General features: G+C 49.7%; 17 protein-coding genes. 8 read left to right on the plus strand and 9 right to left on the minus strand.

Annotated features, from left to right (window positions below; translation table 11 throughout):
* Positions 1-30 precede the first annotated feature (30 nt).
* On the plus strand, positions 31-594 hold the full coding sequence (gene frr, locus ACMGDE_RS11470) for a ribosome recycling factor (protein WP_436832923.1): 564 nt from the start codon (positions 31-33) through the stop codon (positions 592-594).
* A 12-nt stretch (positions 595-606) separates the two neighbouring features.
* On the opposite strand, the gene ACMGDE_RS11475 is transcribed toward frr, so the two are convergent.
* On the minus strand, positions 607-1,164 hold the full coding sequence (locus ACMGDE_RS11475; protein WP_436832924.1) for an SRPBCC family protein: 558 nt from the start codon (positions 1,162-1,164) through the stop codon (positions 607-609).
* Positions 1,165-1,422: 258 nt separating this feature from the next.
* Here ACMGDE_RS11475 and ACMGDE_RS11480 point away from each other — a divergent pair, with 258 nt between their 5' ends.
* From ACMGDE_RS11480 to purE, 6 genes are all read left to right on the plus strand, one after another.
* Positions 1,423-2,109, plus strand: coding sequence for a zinc metallopeptidase (locus tag ACMGDE_RS11480; RefSeq protein WP_436832925.1), 687 nt, complete (start codon positions 1,423-1,425; stop codon positions 2,107-2,109).
* Positions 2,110-2,218: 109 nt separating this feature from the next.
* Positions 2,219-3,559 carry a signal recognition particle protein gene (gene ffh / locus ACMGDE_RS11485; RefSeq protein WP_436832926.1) on the plus strand — a complete coding sequence of 447 codons (1,341 nt, stop codon included), beginning with the start codon at positions 2,219-2,221 and terminating at the stop codon, positions 3,557-3,559.
* A gap of 24 nt (positions 3,560-3,583) precedes the next feature.
* Positions 3,584-4,177, plus strand: a complete 594-nt coding sequence (locus tag ACMGDE_RS11490) for an NADH-quinone oxidoreductase subunit A (RefSeq protein WP_436832927.1) — start codon at positions 3,584-3,586, stop codon at positions 4,175-4,177.
* A complete protein-coding gene (locus tag ACMGDE_RS11495) occupies positions 4,174-4,677 on the plus strand; it encodes an NADH-quinone oxidoreductase subunit B (RefSeq protein ID WP_436832928.1) in 504 nt (167 codons plus the stop codon). Before ACMGDE_RS11490 ends, ACMGDE_RS11495 begins: the two co-directional genes overlap by 4 nt.
* Positions 4,678-4,702: 25 nt before the next feature.
* On the plus strand, positions 4,703-5,845 hold the full coding sequence (locus ACMGDE_RS11500; protein ID WP_436832929.1) for a 5-(carboxyamino)imidazole ribonucleotide synthase: 1,143 nt from the start codon (positions 4,703-4,705) through the stop codon (positions 5,843-5,845).
* Between the two features lie 30 nt (positions 5,846-5,875).
* Positions 5,876-6,388 carry a 5-(carboxyamino)imidazole ribonucleotide mutase gene (gene purE, locus ACMGDE_RS11505; RefSeq protein ID WP_436832930.1) on the plus strand — a complete coding sequence of 171 codons (513 nt, stop codon included), beginning with the start codon at positions 5,876-5,878 and terminating at the stop codon, positions 6,386-6,388.
* A gap of 496 nt (positions 6,389-6,884) precedes the next feature.
* Here purE and ACMGDE_RS11510 read toward each other — a convergent pair whose 3' ends face one another.
* The 8 genes from ACMGDE_RS11510 to ACMGDE_RS11545 all read right to left on the minus strand — a co-directional run bounded on the left by ACMGDE_RS11510 (position 6,885) and on the right by ACMGDE_RS11545 (position 18,481).
* Complete coding sequence (locus ACMGDE_RS11510; RefSeq protein ID WP_436832931.1) at positions 6,885-7,730, minus strand: hypothetical protein; 846 nt, start codon at positions 7,728-7,730, stop codon at positions 6,885-6,887.
* 61 nt (positions 7,731-7,791) lie between these two features.
* The gene (locus ACMGDE_RS11515; RefSeq protein ID WP_436832932.1) at positions 7,792-8,019 is read right to left on the minus strand and encodes a hypothetical protein; all 228 of its coding nucleotides are present in this window, start codon (positions 8,017-8,019) and stop codon (positions 7,792-7,794) included.
* 73 nt (positions 8,020-8,092) lie between these two features.
* Positions 8,093-8,812, minus strand: coding sequence for a hypothetical protein (locus tag ACMGDE_RS11520; protein ID WP_436832933.1), 720 nt, complete (start codon positions 8,810-8,812; stop codon positions 8,093-8,095).
* Positions 8,813-9,149: 337 nt separating this feature from the next.
* A complete protein-coding gene (locus ACMGDE_RS11525; protein ID WP_436833121.1) occupies positions 9,150-10,085 on the minus strand; it encodes a glycoside hydrolase family 43 protein in 936 nt (311 codons plus the stop codon).
* A 2-nt stretch (positions 10,086-10,087) separates the two neighbouring features.
* On the minus strand, positions 10,088-11,368 hold the full coding sequence (locus tag ACMGDE_RS11530) for a Gfo/Idh/MocA family protein (protein ID WP_436832934.1): 1,281 nt from the start codon (positions 11,366-11,368) through the stop codon (positions 10,088-10,090).
* A gap of 109 nt (positions 11,369-11,477) precedes the next feature.
* Positions 11,478-13,226 (minus strand): family 43 glycosylhydrolase, encoded by a 1,749-nt coding sequence (locus ACMGDE_RS11535; RefSeq protein ID WP_436832935.1) that lies wholly within the window; start codon positions 13,224-13,226, stop codon positions 11,478-11,480.
* A 128-nt stretch (positions 13,227-13,354) separates the two neighbouring features.
* The gene (locus ACMGDE_RS11540) at positions 13,355-15,250 is read right to left on the minus strand and encodes a RagB/SusD family nutrient uptake outer membrane protein (RefSeq protein WP_436832936.1); all 1,896 of its coding nucleotides are present in this window, start codon (positions 15,248-15,250) and stop codon (positions 13,355-13,357) included.
* Between the two features lie 18 nt (positions 15,251-15,268).
* Complete coding sequence (locus ACMGDE_RS11545; protein WP_436832937.1) at positions 15,269-18,481, minus strand: SusC/RagA family TonB-linked outer membrane protein; 3,213 nt, start codon at positions 18,479-18,481, stop codon at positions 15,269-15,271.
* Between the two features lie 518 nt (positions 18,482-18,999).
* On the opposite strand from ACMGDE_RS11545, the gene ACMGDE_RS11550 reads away from it, so the two are divergent.
* Positions 19,000-19,695, plus strand: a complete 696-nt coding sequence (locus ACMGDE_RS11550; protein WP_436832938.1) for an NUDIX hydrolase — start codon at positions 19,000-19,002, stop codon at positions 19,693-19,695.
* The last annotated feature ends 38 nt before the right edge of the window (positions 19,696-19,733 follow it).

A 19,733-nucleotide genomic window follows, 5' to 3' on the forward strand; every position in this document is an offset into this window, starting at 1 on the left:
TTATCTTTGACCAAACCATAACGCATAACCATGGACGAACTGATATCCTTACAACTGGACGATAGTGCCGAACAGATGACAAAGGCGGTGGCACACACGGAATCCGAACTCACTAAAATCCGCGCCGGTAAAGCGATGCCTTCGATGCTCGACGGTATCCAAGTAGATTACTACGGTACCGCTACACCGCTTTCCCAGGTGAGCAACATCAATACACCCGATGCACGTACACTGGTCATACAGCCCTGGGAGAAATCGATGCTATCTCCCATCGAAAAGGCTATCCTGGATGCCAATATCGGACTGACCCCCCAAAACGATGGTGCGATCATCCGCCTCAATATCCCCCCGCTTACGGAAGAGCGGCGGCGCGACTTGGTCAAGAAAGTAAAAGAAGAAGCCGAAAAAGGACGCGTGGCGGTCCGCAACATCCGTAAGGATGCCAACGACAGTATCAAAAAGCTGAAAAGCGAAGGCGTGTCGGAAGACGACATCAAGGCTGGTGAACTGGAAGTACAGAAGCTGACCGACAAACATATCGCCAACGTGGATAAACTGGCCGAAGCCAAGGAAAAAGACATCATGACAGTGTAGCGCTGCAAACCGCTAACCACCTGGGGTGACAGGTGTTTTCGATTCCAACGCAACTTTCAGGTTTACCAATCCGGTTTCAAAATCATCCCCCAGCATTTTTTCCATGTTCATGACCAGGAGCAGGAAGTTCATGGGATAGTCCATGTGTCCGCTGAACCCCCACTTTACCCGGGTTTGGCTGTCAGACACTGGCTCGGTGATCATATACGCTTTTGACGTAGACTCCATCGGTTCCAGAAAACGGAGCTCGTAGTCGATCCGTTCGCCTTCGATGATGTTGGTGATCTCCTGTTCGCCCTCGCCCGCCTTGTCGCCGTCCCACGCGGACACAAACCCAACGGTCCCGTCGGTACCGCGGTACGATTTGTCCATATCCGGATCCATCGTGGCCCATTTACTATAGTTGTCTTGATTTTTGAGGTACTTCACGTAGTCAAATACCTCTTGCTTGGACCTGTTGATGGTCACCTCCCGCTCTACGGCGTAGTCCTTTTTCACAAACAAGGCGATGAGCAAGGGCACCGCAATAATGATCACCAGGATGATCAGAATAATTTTTAGGGCTTTCATTATTCAGTAATATTTGGTTAATCAAAAATATAGGTTTTTTTCAATATAACAAAAATATTACTTTTATGTCTCACGAGCACATGCACTCATGCAACTTTGTCATCAAACGACCATAATACCAAGACGGACTTGCAGGGCAGCTTCCTGTTTTTTATATTCGTAACGTGGATATACCGTCATGTCGTCAGCAAGGGGTGCCCGGTATACTTTTTGCACGATGATACAAGAGTTGAAAAAACAAACAGAAAGAAAATAACGATGGCAGGATATTGGATTATTTTTATCGGAATCATGCTGGTCAGCATGATCGTGCAGTGGCGCTTCAAGAGTAAGTTTAAAAAATACTCGGAAATGCCACTCAGCAGCGGGATGACGGGGAGAGACGTCGCCGAAAAAATGCTGCATGACCATGGCATACATGATGTGCAGATCATTTCCGCACAGGGTCGATTGAGCGACCATTATAACCCCGCAAACCGAACGGTAAACCTCAGTCCAGAGGTATATAGCGGCCGTAGCATTGCCGCTGCCGCAGTAGCCGCCCACGAATGTGGACACGCCGTGCAACATGCCAAGGCGTACGCCTGGCTACAGTTGCGCTCGGCTATGGTGCCTGCGGTGAGCGTGGCTTCAAAACTCGTCACCTGGGTGCTGTTGATTGGCGTCATTATGGCTGCATCTGGCAACATTTGGGTATTGACCATCGGTGTGGCGGCGCTGGCCGTTACGACGCTCTTCAGCTTCGTGACCCTGCCGGTAGAATTTGACGCATCGAAACGCGCACTGGCCTGGCTGGATAACAAGGGCATTACGCACAGCAGTGTAGAGCACGCCGGCGCTAAAGACGCCCTCTGGTGGGCAGCGATGACCTACGTGGTTGCAGCATTGTCTTCATTGGTCACCTTGCTGTATTATGCCAGTATGCTGATGGGAAGAAGGGATTAACGATTGTTTTTCATAGTTAGGTAAGTCCGTCTGCTTCATTGCCGGCGGGCTTTTTTATTACGGTTTTTTGTACCTTTGCACTTCGTTTGTATTTATATAGCAACTGACAATGTTTCAGAATCTACAGGATAAATTAGACAGGGCCTTTAAAGTACTGAAAGGCCAGGGTAATATCACGGAAATCAACGTGGCGGAGACCATGAAGGAGATCCGCAAGGCATTGCTCGATGCCGACGTCAACTATAAAACGGCCAAGACGTTTACCGATGAGGTGAGGCAGAAGGCACTCGGTCAAAACGTACTGACCAGCATATCGCCCGGGCAGCTGCTCACCAAAATCATGAACGATGAGCTGACCGCGCTGATGGGCGGTGCGGCCACCGAGCTGGAGCTCTCGAAAAACCCGACTGTCATCCTCATCGCTGGCCTCAACGGTGCAGGTAAAACCACCTTCACCGGAAAACTGGCTAAATACCTCAAAGAGAAAAAGGGCCGGAAACCTTTGTTGGTTGCCGGAGACGTATACCGTCCGGCGGCCATCGAACAGCTGCAAGTACTGGGCGAGCAGGTGGATGTACCGGTGTATGCTGACATGGAATCAAAAGACCCCATCGGCATTGCCAAGGCCGGCGTGGCCGAAGCCAAGCAAAAGGGATACAATGTGGTCATCATCGACACCGCCGGTCGCCTGGCCATCGATGAGGCATTGATGAACGAAATATCAGCGGTGAAAGACGCCACGCAGCCGCACGAAATTCTCTTCGTTGTGGATGCGATGACCGGCCAGGACGCGGTCAATACGGCCAAAACATTCAACGACAGGCTTGACTTCACCGGAGCGGTACTCACCAAGCTGGACGGCGATACGCGTGGTGGCGCGGCACTATCCATCAAGTCCGTGGTCAATAAGCCCATCAAATTCATCGGTACGGGCGAGAAAATGGAGGCACTGGATGTGTTCCACCCTGACCGCATGGCGTCGCGTATCCTCGGCATGGGCGACGTGGTGTCGCTCGTGGAGCGGGCGCAGCAGCAATTCGATGAGAAAGAAGCCGCTGAACTGCATCGCAAAATCCGCAAGAATAAATTCGACTTCAACGATTTCAAGAGTCAGATTCAGCAGATCAAGAAGATGGGCAACATGAAAGACCTCATGGGCATGATTCCCGGCGTAGGCAAGGCAATCAAGGACGTGGATATCGACGACGATGCCTTCAAACCCATCGAGGCCATCATCAACTCCATGACGCCCTATGAGCGCGAAAACCCGGATATCATTGACCAAAAGCGCCGTGCACGCATCGCCAAAGGATCAGGAACGGACCTGTTGGAGGTAAACAAGCTGATGAAGCAATTCAACGATATGCGCAAGGTAATGAAACAGATGTCCAATCCGGCAGCCATGGCCCGCATGATGCGCGGCATGCCCAAAACGCCGATGGGCCGATAAGGAAAAAATCACTATCTTTGAATCATGGACGACCCGGCGCAGCTGACCGAATTTGGCAAAGTACTCCTCATCGGGGTAATGGGTGCCTTGTTGGTGTTGTTTACGCTGCTGCTGGGCAAGGTAGTGTCACCGAAAAAGCCGACCCCCGAAAAGCTGAGCACCTATGAATGTGGCGAAGAAGCCGTTGGTAGCTCCTGGATACCGTTCAACTCCCGTTTTTATGTAATCGCCCTGATATTTTTGCTTTTTGATGTCGAGTTGGTCTTTGTCTTTCCGTGGGCAACGGTCTTCGGCCGTCCCGAATTGATTGGTGCCGATGCCCGCTGGGGCTGGTTTACCTTGGTAGAGATGGCCATTTTCCTGGGCATTTTGGTGGTAGGGCTGATATATGTATGGAAGAAGGGCGATCTTGAATGGGTAAAGCCCCAAACGGTGTTACCGCATGTACAGGTCAATATCCCCAAGTCGGCCTATGATAAGCTGCATCGCGATGCTTACCGCGTGCGGCCATTTGCGCCAGAAGCACCGGCTGCGGCCAGGCCGGCAAACCAAGATGCAGGCGCGGCGAAGACACCGGCGTTCAAGCCCTTATTCAGAAAACCCGGAGCGACCCCATGAGCATCAACAAACAACTGGAAAGCAATGGTGTGGTCATTGCCAAGCTTGATGACCTGCTCAATTGGGCGCGCCTGTCATCCATGTGGCCCATGAGCTTCGGCATCGCCTGCTGTGCCATCGAAATGATGGGTGCCATGGCCGCGACCTATGACCTCGACCGCTTCGGCGTGTTCCCCCGCCCTTCCCCCCGGCAGTCAGACGTGATGATCATTGCCGGCACGGTCACCTTCAAAATGGCCGATCGTATCCGTAGGCTCTACGAACAGATGCCCGATCCCAAATACGTCATCTCCATGGGGTCATGCGCCAACTGCGGCGGACCGTATTGGCAGCACGGCTATCATGTGGTCAAAGGAGTCGACCGCATCATCCCAGTAGATATCTACGTGCAGGGCTGCCCTCCACGGCCGGAGGCGCTCATCGGCGCCTTTCTGGAGTTGCAGAAAAAGATAGCAGGCGAGCATATCATCGCTGACAAATTGCAATCGACACATGCTTAACCCCTAACAAATTTCAACCGCTCGTATGGCAAAAGATTTTTATGGCGAACTACAATTGGGCATCCTCGGCGGCGGACAGCTAGGCCGCATGCTAATTCAGGAGGCCATCAATTTCAATGTGAACGTCCATATCCTTGACCCCGATAGGCATGCACCCTGCCGCACATTGTGCACCCGCTTCGTCAACGGTCCGCTGAACGACTTTGATACCGTATACGATTTTGGCAAAGGGCTCGACATGATCACCATCGAGATCGAGAAAGTCAACGTCGACGCCCTTGAAAAACTGGAGGAAGAGGGTGTGCTGGTCTACCCGCAATCGCGGGTTATCCGCTTGATACAGGATAAAGGCCTGCAAAAGCAATTCTTTAAGCAGAACGATATCCCCACGGCACCTTTCCAGCTGATCTCATCCAAAGAAAACCTGAAGAACACGTCCATCGCCCTGCCTTATATCCAAAAACTTCGCAAGGATGGCTACGACGGCCGTGGCGTAAAGAAAATCACCAGCGAGGCCGATCTCGAAACGGCCTTCGAAGCCCCTAGCCTCATTGAGCAGTGGGTCGACTTCGAAAAGGAGCTGGCGGTGATCGTATCGCGCAACGACGATGGCGAGGTAGCGACCTTCCCCTGCGTGGAAATGGAATTCAACCCCGAAGCCAATCTTGTCGAGTTTCTCATCTCACCCGCGACCCTCCCTTCCGAAATCCAGCAACGGGCCGAACAGTTGGCCAAAAAGATCGCCGAAGACCTGCACATCGTGGGACTGTTGGCTGTAGAGCTCTTCCTCACCAAAGACGGGCAGTTGTTGGTCAACGAACTCGCTCCGCGGCCCCACAACAGCGGGCATCAAAGCATCGAGGGCAATTTCACTTCGCAGTTTGCCCAGCACTTGCGTGCCATCTTCAACCTCCCCCCCGGCAACACTGCCACCCGCAGCAATGCGGTGATGGTGAATCTGCTCGGCGAAGCAGACCACGAAGGGTTGGCTCGATATGAAGGCGTTGAAGAAATTTTGGCAATGGAAGGCGTATATTTGCACCTGTACGGAAAGAAGTTCACCAAGCCTTTCCGCAAAATGGGCCATGTATGTATCGTCAACGAAAACCGGGAAGCAGCCATTAATACGGCAAGGAAAGTACAGCAGACGATTAGGGTGGTAACGTGATTGGGGGTGAATACTAAATTAAATTCGACAATGACAAGGACATCAGATATACCAGAAGTAGGCATCATCATGGGTAGCAAATCGGACCTGCCGGTGATGCAGGATGCTGTGGAAATACTGAAATTGCTCGGTGCGCGCGTCGAAGTGACCATCGTATCGGCACACCGCACGCCCGACCGCATGTATGACTACGCCAAAACAGCCGCCTCGCGCGGCCTGAAAGTCATCATCGCCGGTGCCGGAGGCGCCGCCCACCTGCCGGGCATGGTGGCGTCCATCACCCACCTGCCTGTCATCGGTGTACCCGTCAAGTCATCCAATTCCATCGACGGCTGGGACTCCGTGCTCTCCATCTTGCAGATGCCAAACGGCATACCCGTCGCCACTGTTGCGCTCAACGCTGCCAAGAACGCAGGAATACTCGCCGCCCAGATCCTAGCCGTTGCGAATGAGCAGATCACGCAAAACTTACTGAACTACAAAGCAGAATTAGCCAAGAAGGTAGAGGAAAGCGCGAAGGAAGTAGAAGAGGGGAATAAGTAGCCACCAACGTTAATAGACGCCACAATACATCTGAAGGATATAACCTCTCGTTTTCCTGACAAATTTATCGGTATAGTTATATCTCCGTTGCTGGGCGGATAACACCTTATCGACCCATTTTTTCAATGCCGCAATCTTCTCCGGTGTATTAAAAAACCTTGTCGAGTATCCCAAGCATATCGCAATGTGAGTTGTCAACTCCCCTAAGGTGTGGCCTATCCCCGAAGTATCCAAACCGGTAGAAAGCAAATCGGCCACGCTTTCCCGTTGTACATCACTATGCCGTTTGGATACAATGTATTAGGAATATCAAATTATTAACTGATACCTTAACAGGATCGGTGACATAAAACTCCGTAACTAATTGAGTATAGATTCTAACTTTGACTACGATTAATTCTTGACCTTATTATCAATATCCTGCAATACCACAAAGCCGTATTGAACTATGCGGCTATTCCGATATTGTGATGAAGAACCATCGCGGTTTTTTTCATTAATCTTGCTTAGTCTTTTTATATTCTCCATTAGTTGAAACCATTATGCTATCATCGTTATTTAACCGAACATAGATATTGACGGCGAACATTACAGATCTACCTCCTTGACGGGCCGGAATCCAAGATTTACTACTTTCTTCAAGACTTTGCTGTATAAAATTTGAGAACTGGGATTGCTGACCTTGAATCAATTCAACGTCATTTAGAAAGCCATCGCGATGCACCACACCACGGAAAATAAGGATAGAATCCTTAACGGAGACTTGCTGTTGCTCATTATAATTTGCTTCAAGTATCTTCGCCAATTGGGTACCTCCCCCTTTAAATTTCGCGTCGAACATCTCTTTTCTTTGTTTGCTCGTATAAATAGCAATGTCTGGATCATCTGGATGATGATATTGGCTAAACTGATATGCTATAGAGTCATCCTTATATATTAGGGCTTTAACATCATAATATGTTTTGATATCTTGCCTATCAGTGATATTTGGCAAATATTGCATGGTCAATGTTGGCAAGACAGGCATTGTTATTTGTTTGTATTTTTTGGAAAGCCTATAGAGATCTCCGTCAAACTCTAAATCATAAAACTCATCGGGATCTTGATTGTCTAAGGGGCTGTAAGGATGTTGGGTCTTGGAACTATAATACAATGATAGCGAAATAGGTATTCCTTTCTCAAAATCAACTGTGAATAAACTAATATTGTGCTGTTTCGCAAAAAAATGACGATTAGAAGTGTCTGGAAAAACAATTTGGAATGTAAGATCACGTGTTATCTGTGAATGAGCACCTGTCGTAAAAAGGCAAGAAAACATTACAATAAAAAACACCCTAATCATGATTTTGTAATTATCGACTATTAGAATCCCTTCTTTAATATACCCAACTTATGATGAGGTATCACAAATATATATTTTTAACCACAGCGTTGAATATCCTATCCAGTGTCGCGCCCGGATAGTCAACCAATGCATGCTGCTGGATGACCTTTTCGTTCACTACAAAAGCGTAGTTTTCGAATGTCCCCTGGGTCTGCGAAGAAGTGGATTTGCCCTGCGGGGGATATTGTGCATTAAGATCGAATATGGGATAAAACCAAACAGTTATTATAAACAATACGCTTTTCATAATTGCAATATATTATCATACGACTGCAAAGTCGTATTTGGCAGATACCCCTAGTAAACGTTTTCCAGTGTACTTAAAAACGGAATAGATACGAACTCTTGTCATTATCCTTTATTTTAAGCCTCCGACCACGCCCTGTTACTGAAACCGAAATGCTTTCGTCACTATTCAACCTAACATAAATATCCATAAGGCTCCTTAATACTCTTCCATCTTTCGTCATAGGCACCCACGAAGCCCCTGTTTCCCGTAAACAACGTAATACAAATTCAGAAAAAGAAGATCGCTCACCATATATCAAACCAATATCTCCTAATGTCTTGTCCCGATTGACTATGGATTGAAATATCAATATGGAGTCACCTTGAGGCACAAAGACATCTTTTACATATTTGTTTTTAATGGTTGTTTCCAGCTCTTTGATACCTGATTTATAAGCAGGAAAAATAACTGGGGGAAGAGGGTCGTATTTATAAATGCTCGTATCTCTAGTGATGAAAACATTTAATCGCTCCATGCGTTTATTCTCATTCAACATATCAAGCCTTTTTGCTTCAATTAATGCAGCAGAAAATATAGCTCCATGTTTTTCTCGTAAAATTTGCCGGTCACCTTCAAACGTCAAATCGAAACAACCTATATGATCACACTTGAAAGCTGATTTGGCAGAATCAGAACCGAAGTATAGCTCGGCATAGACAGGTTGTGACGTATCGAACTCAATATGTATAGAATCTAAATCGGGATGAAGGGTAAAAAGATGGTTATATAAAGTGTCTATAGTACTATTCATGTCTTCTTTATCCCCTATGCCAGTTTCCGATTTATGGATGTGCACATTACTCGATGCAACAGAGCAAAGAAGAAAAAATATTAGACCCATTTTCATAACATATCTATAGTCACTACTGAATTTACCATTATGCTAAATTCAATATTTAAACTCGGTACCGTCGTGTTCGAGCTTTACAAAGATTTTAATTTCTTTTCCATATGATTTCGGTTTTTGAATTTAAGATAAAAGTAAGTAAACAACTATAAAAACCAGCTTGGAATTTCATTAGTTTTATATTAATAACTGTAAAATAAGGCTATCCCAGCGAGTGTAAAGTGGGGCGTTCGGTCCAAAATCAATTAATCAACCGCTCCAATTCCTCCCTACTGATCTTGAAAACCGTCCCATGTCGAATCCCCTCGGGCATGGCTAGTTTTTCCGACACATCGTTCCAGGTTACGAGATCGCTGGACGCCACCGCTCCGTATTGGTGTTCGATGTACTTGTCAAAATATACCACCCATTCCCCGTTGATGCGAGTGACCGTAGGGCCTTCGGCCCAATAATTCCCCGTGATCGGCTGATCTTCCAGTCGATAAGGGCCTTCGAGTTTATCCGAAAAAGCCACCTTGAGGTTTTTTTGCGCAGGCTCCCGCGTCTCATCTTTGAGCAGCATCACCCAACGGTTACCGCCTTGCTGGATGGTCGCGTCGATCACGTTGAACCCTGGATCGTAAAACAACCGGGTATCACTGAACGTCTTGAAATCCTTGGTGACCACGCAGTACATCCGATGATTATAGCCATTGTCTGCATCGACCTGCGTTTCCGGAAACCGCCCCCGGACGGTGGTTGCCCAGTAGATCATGTAACAATCGTGCTCCCGATCGTAGGTGATTTCCGGCGCCCAGCAGTTGCGGGCATCCGGCTCGTGTGCCATCACCGGGAGATATTGCTGCTCCGACCAATGCATCAGGTCGTCCGATGACGCATAGCCGATACCCTTGTCCGTCCAGCTCACCGTCCATACCATGTGGAAGCGGCCATCGCGTCCACGAATGATGCAGGGGTCGCGCATGAGCTTGTCCTTGCTCAGCATCGGCTTGAGAAATGACTGGTCCTTATTCAGGGCCGTCCATTTGAATCCGTCCTCGCTATAGGCCAAGTGCAGCCCATCTTCACCATTGCCCTTGAAATAAGAGAAGGCATATACGCTATCTTGTTGGGCAAACAAAACGTGCGTCAGTAAAAGAGATACGCAGGCTGTCAGCAGCTTGATCACGGTCGTCATGTTCACTCATCGAAAATCACCGATGGAATTTTATATCCATTATGGTATTCAGCCGCCAGCAGCTTATTGGCCGCTTTGCTGGTGAACTGTCCCTTCTCCTCATCCCAATAAATCTTTTCTCCGGTTCGGTAAGCGATGTTGCCCATCTGCGAGAAGATGGCGATATGCGCCCCCGCGGTGACAGGCGCATGCAGCTCCTCCAGCTTCCGCGAGCGTACCACATCTACAAAATTGGTCGTATGCAGATCCAGCCCATCGTCTTGGCTCTTTTGGAGCGACACCGCCTCCATCCGGTCGCCTTCCGGAATGACCTCCCAGCCGCCGCGGTCTACCACTAGTGTACCGAAATTACCAATAAACGCCACACCATGGTTGCGCCCATAAGGACCGCCATCAATGCCGTTGGCATGCTCCCACTGCACGGTGAAGTCATCAAATTCATACACGGTGGTCAGCGTATCAGGCGTTTCAGCCGCATCCTCGGGGTAAGCAAACTTGCCGCCTGTAGCCATGATGGTCTTGGGTGTGGTGGCCTTCATGCCGATCAAGGCAAAGTCGAGCATATGCACACCCCAATCCGTCATCAGTCCACCGGCATAATCCCAAAACCAACGGAACTCGAAGTGGAAGCGGTTGGGATTGAACGGGCGCTGCCGTGCCGGACCCAGCCAGCGCGTGTAGTCCACCCCTTCCGGTGCCGGGCTATCCGGTTTGACGGGGATGCTCTTCATCCAACCCTGGTAAGCCCATGCCTTCACCAAGCGGATCTTGCCGAGCTTACCCGAATGCACAAAATCCATGGCATCCCGAAAATGCTGCTGGCTGCGCTGCCATTGTCCGACCTGCACCACACGGTTATATTTTGCCGCCGCTGCCACCATGGCGTTGCATTCCGCAATGGAATTGCCGAGCGGTTTTTCGACATACACATCTTTACCCGCAGCACAGGCATCTACCATGATGAGGCAGTGCCAGTGATCGGGGGTGCCGATGATGACGGCATCGACGTTCGGATCGGCCAGCAATTCCTCGTGCTTGGCATATAATTTAGGCGTAATATTGCGCCCTTTCAGCTCCTCGGCCCGTTTATTCAATATGTTGGCATCCACATCACACAGCGCCGTGCATTGTACGCCCGGCACTTTCAGCATGGAATTTAGATTTGACCAGCCCATGCCATTGGTGCCGATCAGCCCTACCTTTATGGCATCCTGTCTACGGCCGATGGAAAACGATCCGGGGAAAGCGGATGCGACGCCTGCGGTCGCTGCCAACGTTGTCATTGTTCCGAGAAATTTTCTTCTGGTGGTGTTCATCTTTTAAGCTAATTGGTAATTATCCGACTAAGATAAAAAAAATTCGTTCATTCTTTCAAACTCAAAAAACGATCCGTTAGAACGGTTTGCCCATGATGAGCTTATCGCCGGAATCATCCATTTCAAACAAATGGGGAATGCGTATGACGTGGCCGTCTTCACCGGCCTGGTGGCTATGTACCGCCATGAGTAGCTTACCTTCAAATGTGCGGAACAACATGCCGTGACCATAGTCTGGCGGTGTAATCGGTTCCTGTTCGTGTATCCAAGGACCATCTAGCGTACCGCTTTCCGAATAGGCTACGCCTTGCGTATACACGTCAAACACCCAACTGGTCCACAGCATCCCTAACTTTCCGGTTTGGGTATGAAACAGGAAAGGACCATCGGTCACTTTATTCGGAACAACCTCTCCATCTTCATTACGCTCTTTGCTCCACGGCGAGTCGCTGGCTTTAAACAGCAGCTTGCCCTCGCCCACCGGGCCGCTTAGATCCGGCTTCAATTCAATTTTTTCCATTGTACCGTCCCAGTTCTGCAGCCATTCGTGGCAGTAGATCATGTAAGGTTTGCCATCGGTATCCACCCAAAGCGTACCGTCCAGCGTCGGTTTATGTGCCGGCAAATACGTGGAATCTGCCATCGGAACATATGGGCCGCCGGGTCTGTCGCTTACCAGTACATGAGAGGCGCGGCGTTCAATGACATTGCCCTTTACGGTATCAATTTTCACATTCCGGTTGGTGAAGGTGGCAAAATAGTAATACTTGCCCTTATAATGGTGCAGTTCGGCTGCCCAAACCATGGGACGCGGACCCATCCATGAATCTGGGTCGTGTTCGATGACCCGGAAAGGGCCGGTCCATTTTTTCAGATCTTTGCTTTTCCAAACCAAGCCACCTGTACCCGTCATGTAGTAGGTGGATGTATTTTGATCAGCGAGAATGAAGGGGTCACTCAGGCGGATGGAATCCAACGGTATATCTGTTTTCAGAACACGCCTGTTGTTTTCCGCGCTTTTCTGATAGACCCGCACATAATCAATCTCATACTTAGCAGGCAATAGGCTGTCATCAATCTCACCACCATTCATCCCCCCAAGCGCAAAATTCAACAAGAGGTAATGTGGCTGTTTGAATGGATTGATACCGGTGCCATCCTTATTGACCAGCTTTTCCAACGGTACCCGGTTCATCAACACATCATCCACATATAGGGAGATCTGGTTTTCGTCCCAATCCATGCGCCAGATATGGAATTGGTTCGCCCAGGCTTGACCACCCAGCGAATCCACCCTTCTCGTTTCGGTGTACCATTCGGCCTTCCAACGTTCTTTTGTACCATGGGCGATATTGGCCAGGATCATGCCCCGGTAATATTCCATAATGTCGATTTCGCCATTGGACGGCCAGTCTCCTTCGACACCCAATGTCCAGAACGCCGGCCACAGTCCACCACCGATCGGAATACGGGCTTTCATTTCAAACCGGCCATATTGCCATTGATGTTTGCCCCGTGTATTGATGGACGCTCCGGTATATTCGATGGTCTTCCTCGATCGTCCCCAATGGTCGCTGCCCGTTTCATAGCTGGGATTAGGCTTGCTTTCCTTGCGCGCTTCGATAATGAGCATGCCGTCTTTGCAATAAGCATTGTCTTCTTGGTACCATTGCGCTTCTTGATTGCGCACGAAACCATTTTCGAACCGCCAATTGGACCTATTTACGGGTCCTCCTGTATTGAATTCGTCCGCCCAGACCAACTGATAATCAGCTGTTTCTCCTACAGGCTCTCGGTCATTGAGCAACCCTTGGAGTACAACCATCACAAGCATACTGCCTAAACCTATCATATCTTAGCTTTAAACGCTCAAATTTAAGGATAACGCTACATAACTCGCTATAAAAAAGGGGATGCCGAAACACCCCCTTTCATTTATGTTATTGCGAAACCCTAATACCCCGGGTTCTGCACCAACTGTCCGTTCCGGTTTATCTCGTCACGGTGAATCGGAATAAAATACATTTTATCCAACCATTGCCGGTTTTCGATACCCGGATCGATATTAGTCACCGTGTAGGTATAATTATAATTTTCCGGATCATACCGATATATGGAGACCGAGCTACCGGCTTTCAACCGACCTAGAATACGGACAATGCCCACTTTCCGACCCAGGGTCTCTGCGGCTATCATCCATCGGCGTGCGTCATGGAAGCGGTGCTCCTCATAAACCAGCTCAACCCGGCGCTCCTTCCGATACGCATCGCGCAGCGCATTGCCCGATACGGTAATCGCGGGCATGCCTCCGCGGAAACGGATGCGGTTGAGCCACGTCCGTGCCTCTGCATCTTCACCCAATTCAATGCAGGCCTCAATGTAGTTCAATACCACCTCGGTGTACCGCAACACTGGCCAAGGGATGAATTGCCGCGTGTTCTGGTCGACCACCGCGGGGTCTGGATCGATGAATTTGCGCATGTAATAGCCAGTATGGGTACCATTCCAATCCTCTACACTGCTATTACGGGTATCCAGTCCGTAGTGGATCACCTTGTTCCCTCCACGCATTACTTCATACTGGCCGGTCTGGATTTGATTCGCTGGGTCATTGCCCGTTACATCGGCGGTACGTGGTTTCCAGTCGGCCCCGTCAAACAAAATTGTTGCATAGAAACGGGGGTCGCGATTAGCATATGGCGTGGCCGCATGGGTCGGATTGCTCCAGCTAAAGGGTGTTCCATCTACCATATCATAATCGTTGACCAGTTGCTGTATGGGACTGTTTCCTGCCCAGTTGTGGTACCCGTTCGGACCGTTATTCCGTCCTACATAGTTGCCTCCCTCATCCTTGAGGTCGACGAAAAAGCGACCCAAGATCAAGTCGGCTTTGCCATCGGCTGACACGGCGCTGCTGCCCCCGCCCATCGAAATTGACAGGTAGTTCTCGGTTCCCTCTTCGGGGGTGACAGGAGCGGTGAGGTCCATTAAGTATCCCGGACCGAAGGCATCCATCACGGCTTTCGCGGCCTCCTTGGCACGCTGCCACCGTTCTGTTTGACTGCCGCTGGTATACCCAATGTATTCCGGATTCGTATAGCTCGCGATGGTTTCTGAATTGGCAGACGCTGTGGGGATATCGTGCAGATCGCTGGCGGCCTTGGTGAGTACCCGGGCTTTCAACGCCAATGCAGCGGCTACGGAAGCCCGGCCGTCCACCACCGGTGCGTCGGTCAGCAACTCGGCCGCCCGATCACAGTCGGCCACGATAAATTCCACATTTTCCTCAAATGTATTCCGTGCGATCGTGTAATCTTCATTACCCAATCCGTAGACACTGTCGATCAAGGGAACCGCTCCGTAATACCGTAGCAATTCGGTATAGAAAAAAGCGCGGAGGAAATGAGCTTCACCCATCAGCTGATTAGCCATGTTCGTAGAATTGTCAAACTGTGGATTCGACAGGTTTTGGATAGCGATGTTCGTTGCTCGGACACGCCGGTACAAGTTACCCCAATTGTGGGTCCCACCGCTAATTTGACTATTCCAGCCTTGGTCGGCATCGTTCGAACGGGCTTCTGTGATGACATTAATCCCACGGCCCGGGTGCGTAAACATCGCCTCATCTGATAGCGACGCCAGCATTTCCTCGTCGAACCCGCCCTGACCGAAGCCGTTGTAGATCTCGGTGACGAAGGCTTGTGCCAATCCGGGGTCAGTCCAGGCGTCGGCTTCAGACACCTCGCCAAGCGGCCTCGTGCTTACAAAATCGTCGTTACACCCCATGATACAGACCGCCACTAGCAGCAGCCCCTGTACAAACGCATGATATTTTTTGAATCTTTTCATCTTTCAGTTTCTTTTCGTTTAAAATGTGACCGCTATACCGGTATTGATCAGGCGGGCCTGTGGATAGTATTGGCCCGTTGAGTTGAGCGACTCCGGATCGTATACGCCGATCTTACTCCAGGTGAATAAGTTGAATCCGCTGAGGTAGATCCGCAAATTGCTGATACCGGCGGGTTCCATCCATTGCGTTGGGAAGGTGTATCCCAGTTCGAGGTTTTTCAACCGGATATAGTCCGTACTTCGCATCCAATAGGTATTGCCGGAGGAGTAGTATTGGTCGCTACGGTCCGTGATCCGGGGATGTTCGCCACTGGGTGCATTTACCTGCCAGCGATTTTCATAAAAATGGAGTAGGTAATTACCGATCGCGCCCGACTCATCGGTGCCGACCCGCAGCTCGGCCCCCGCTGCACCTTGCATGAGTACGGTAAGGTCAAACCCTTTGTATCCCAAGCTGATGTTCAACCCACCTTGGAAGGTCGGTATCGTATTCTTATCCCGGCGTACGCGGTCGTCTGCCGTGATGGCGCCATCTCCATCGTAATCGGCGAATTTCATATCGCCCGGACGTAGGGAGTTGGTCACTGCACTATAATCCAAGGTATTGGCTGCGATCTCCGCCTCATCCCGGAATACACCGTCATAAATATAATACAGGCCGGAGTTGATCGTCCTGCCGGTAGATAGCTGCCATTCGGGTGCTCCCGGCGCCTCATCCCAGAAAATAATCTTGTTCTTGGCATAGCCGCCATTCAGGCTTACATTCAAGTTGAATTCGCCGAACTGGTCGGTATATCCCGCACTGAAATCCCATCCACCATTTTCGACGATGCCGATATTTTCCGCGGGCAAGGTCATGCCTGTACTTTGGGGGATGGATGCGTTCCTCCGCCAAAGGATGCTTTCGCGCCGGTTCTTAAACCATTCCAAGGTGAAGTTGAACTTTCCGTCCATCAGCTGCCCGTCGAGCCCGACGTTGTAGTTGTTGGCCACCTCCCAAGTGATAAACTCATTAGGCACCCGGCTTTCGAACAGGGTCTTGACTAATTCATTGCCAATGATGTATGTACCGAAGCCATAGGTAGAGAAATATTGATATTCTTGCAACGCACCATCGTATTCAATATTGTCATTCCCCATCTGCCCGTAAGATCCACGCAGCTTCAGGAAGTTAACGAAGGGCACGCCGTCTTTCCAGAAATTCTCCTCAGAGATCATCCAGCCGGCCATCACCCCTGGGAAGAAACCGTATCGGCTGCTTTCAGGAAACATGTAAGAGCCATCGTACCGCCACAGAAATTCGGCGATGTACTTGCTTTTGTAGTTATAGCCCACACGGCCAAAATAATTGAGGCGTGCGCGCTCCCATGCACCGCCGCCATTGTTCTTCTCTGCATCACCGCCGGCAAACATGTAGTCGATATTGGTAGAGATGAAGTACCTGCGGAAGGCGCTGAAGTTATCATTGCGGATGGTTTCGCGGTTTACACCGGCTAAGAGGTTGAGGGTGTGATCGCCAAACGTACGATCATATGTCAATACACCACCGAGTAACACGTTCAGCTGGTCCTCATCTCCCTGGTTGAGGCGTGGATCTGCGGGACCGCGCTGTCCGCGCACCAGCAGGGGTGTCACGCCGTCTTCTTCATAATCCCCCTGCCAGGTGTACAGGTACCATGGAATTTCCCAGCGCTTCGTCTTGCGGATGTATTTATCAACAGACGCCGTACCGCTGAATTTCAACCCTTCTACCCAAGGGATGGTGACATCCACCTGCCCATTGGTCTGAAAGTAATACCGCTTGTCCCGGTCGTAGCCCGTTTGATCCGTCGTGATCACCACCGGGTTTTCACCGTATTCGATGTCCGGTCCGGGCATTCCATTCGGCCAGAAAGCCGGTTCCGTAGGAATGCCGCGCATCAGCATCCGGAAAATCGTTCCGGCTGATTTGGTCGGAAATTCCCGGTCTTCCTGCCTGCCTAAGATACCGATCTTCGTACTGATGTACTTATTGATGTTCGCATCCAGGTTTACCCGCACATCGTATTGGGAATAACCCGTTGCCGATTTCTTATAATAAGCATCTTGGTTTTGGTAGCCGATGGACGTCAGGTATTTGATGTCCTCGGTGCCTCCGCTGATTTGCAGGTTGTGCTGCTGCTGGGGCGACCAGTTTTTCAATGCGGCGTCGTACCAGTCGGTGTTGGGATGTCCCCAGGGATCGGAGCCGTCTGCGAATAGCTGCATATCTTCGGGCGAAAATGGTGCCGTCAAGACCGAGCCATCATTCCGGGTATACGATCCACTTTCGCCGAAAGCGGCCTGAGCACCTGCCCACTCATCCACCGGCAGTTTGAAGATCTCCAGTTCATTGCGCATCTCGGCATATTGGTTGGCATCGGCCAGTGCTGGAATCACCGTCGGCTGCGAAAATGCCTGATTGAAGGTATACGACAGGGATGGTTTTCCGGATTGCCCCCGTTTGGTGGTGATGAGGATAACCCCGTTTGCTGCGCGGGCGCCATAGATGGCTGCAGAAGCATCTTTCAGCACCGATATGTTATCGATATCAGCTGGGCTTAAACGCTCAAATCCTCCTGCCCGTGCAGGAATACCGTCGATAACCACCAATGGGCCGCTGTTTCCCAAGGTATTCGTACCCCGTATGCGCACAGCCGCCCCGTCATACCCAGGTTCGGCACTTCCTTGAGTGGCCACCACCCCCGCTAGCCGTCCGGCTAAGGCATTGGATACGTTGACCGTGGGCGACTTCATCAATTCGGTGCTTTTCACCGAAGCGACGGATCCGGTGATGGTCTCCCTGCGTTGGGTGCCGTAGCCCACCACCACGACTTCATCCAAGTTGGACATCGAAGCGTCGACTTCCAGCTGCACGTCTATCCGATCACGGTCCGCGGGGATCGTCTGCGAAACATATCCCACATACGAAAATACCAAGGAAGCTCCTTTCGCCACCTCCAAACTGTAATTCCCGTCATCGTTGGTCGTGGTTCCCGTTGTACTCCCCGCAACGGCCACGGTTGCACCGCTGATAGGCGCTCCTTCAGGGTCGGTGATCTTGCCTTGCACCGTCATCGTGCCTTCCTGAGCAATTGCCGAATGTTGATGGAACGCGATGGCTATCCATAAAATAAAGAGCGGTAGCTTAAGAAAAGCGCTCACCCGACGATCCGCCGGGTTAAGCGCATGCCTCGTTAGCAATTTTGTCATAATGATTCGTGTTTGTTTAATGATATAGTTAAAATTGGTGATTGCTTGATATTGCCTCCATTGCGCATGGGTATTGATGGGACGTCGTGATCGTCCTTGGTGTGCTTGAGATTCATAATTTTGGTTTGTTAAGGCATTACATGTCTCCCTATTCAGTCATAAGGCAACATGAAAAGCCATGTTACATTTTTTATCGTTAAATAAACACTTATATAGCTCTACCCCACTCTAACCGACGAGTTCCGCTGTTAAGCCTTATCGGCCTAACCTGAAGACGTCACTATAAATGCAATTCAGTAAAAAAAGTTTATCAAGTATCTGGAAAAATTTCGCTGTGTGTTTTTTGTGTATTTGTGTCAGCGAAACGATTCATAATTAAGGGCAATAATAGTCGATTCATTTTGTATTCGCAAGTATATTTTTACAAAACTCATTATCAATTATTTAAAATTGCCGATTCATTTGTAGTTTTGCGGCCGTGCTGCAACGCACGACAAAAACGTTGAAGGACCCAAATTATGACAAAATACACCAAGGAAACCCGCATCTTAGTTGCGGTAGATTGCATCATTTTCGGATTTGATGGCTACAACCTAAAGCTGCTGCTGATCAAAAGAGGCTTTGAACCGGAAAAGGACAAATGGAGCCTAATGGGCGGATTTGTACAGTCGGATGAAAAGCCCGAGGATGCGGCATCGCGTGTGCTGAAACAACTCACCGGATTGAAAGATGTGTATATGGAGCAGCTTTTGGTCTTTGGCAAGCCCAAACGGGATCCCATTGAGCGCACCATCAGTATCACCTACTTCGCGCTGATCGACATCAAGCAGTATGAAAAGCAACTCAGCGATGACTACCGTGCGGAGTGGTTTGCGCTGGACCGCCTACCAAAACTGATTTTCGACCATAACGAAATGGTCGCCCATGCGAAGCAAAAGCTGCGCTATAAAGCGGCCTTGCATCCCATCTTGTTTGAGCTGCTTCCGGAAAAGTTTACTGTGCCGCAGATCATCTCGCTTTACGAGCAAGTATATGATGTGCAATTGGACAAACGCAACTTCACCCGCAAGCTTCGTTCCACGGGGCTGCTGATCAAACAGTTGGATAAAGACAAGGAAAACTCCAAGAAAGGCGCCTTTTACTATAAGCTTGACAAGGCTACCTACAAGGAAAAATTCACAAAATTTCTGAATTTCGTATCCAATCCTGATTAAAAGCACCCACGGTAGGCAATAAATAAAATTTTGTTTCG

The sequence above is a fragment of the Parapedobacter brassicae genome (genome assembly GCF_051400755.1).
GTDB lineage: Bacteria > Bacteroidota > Bacteroidia > Sphingobacteriales > Sphingobacteriaceae > Parapedobacter.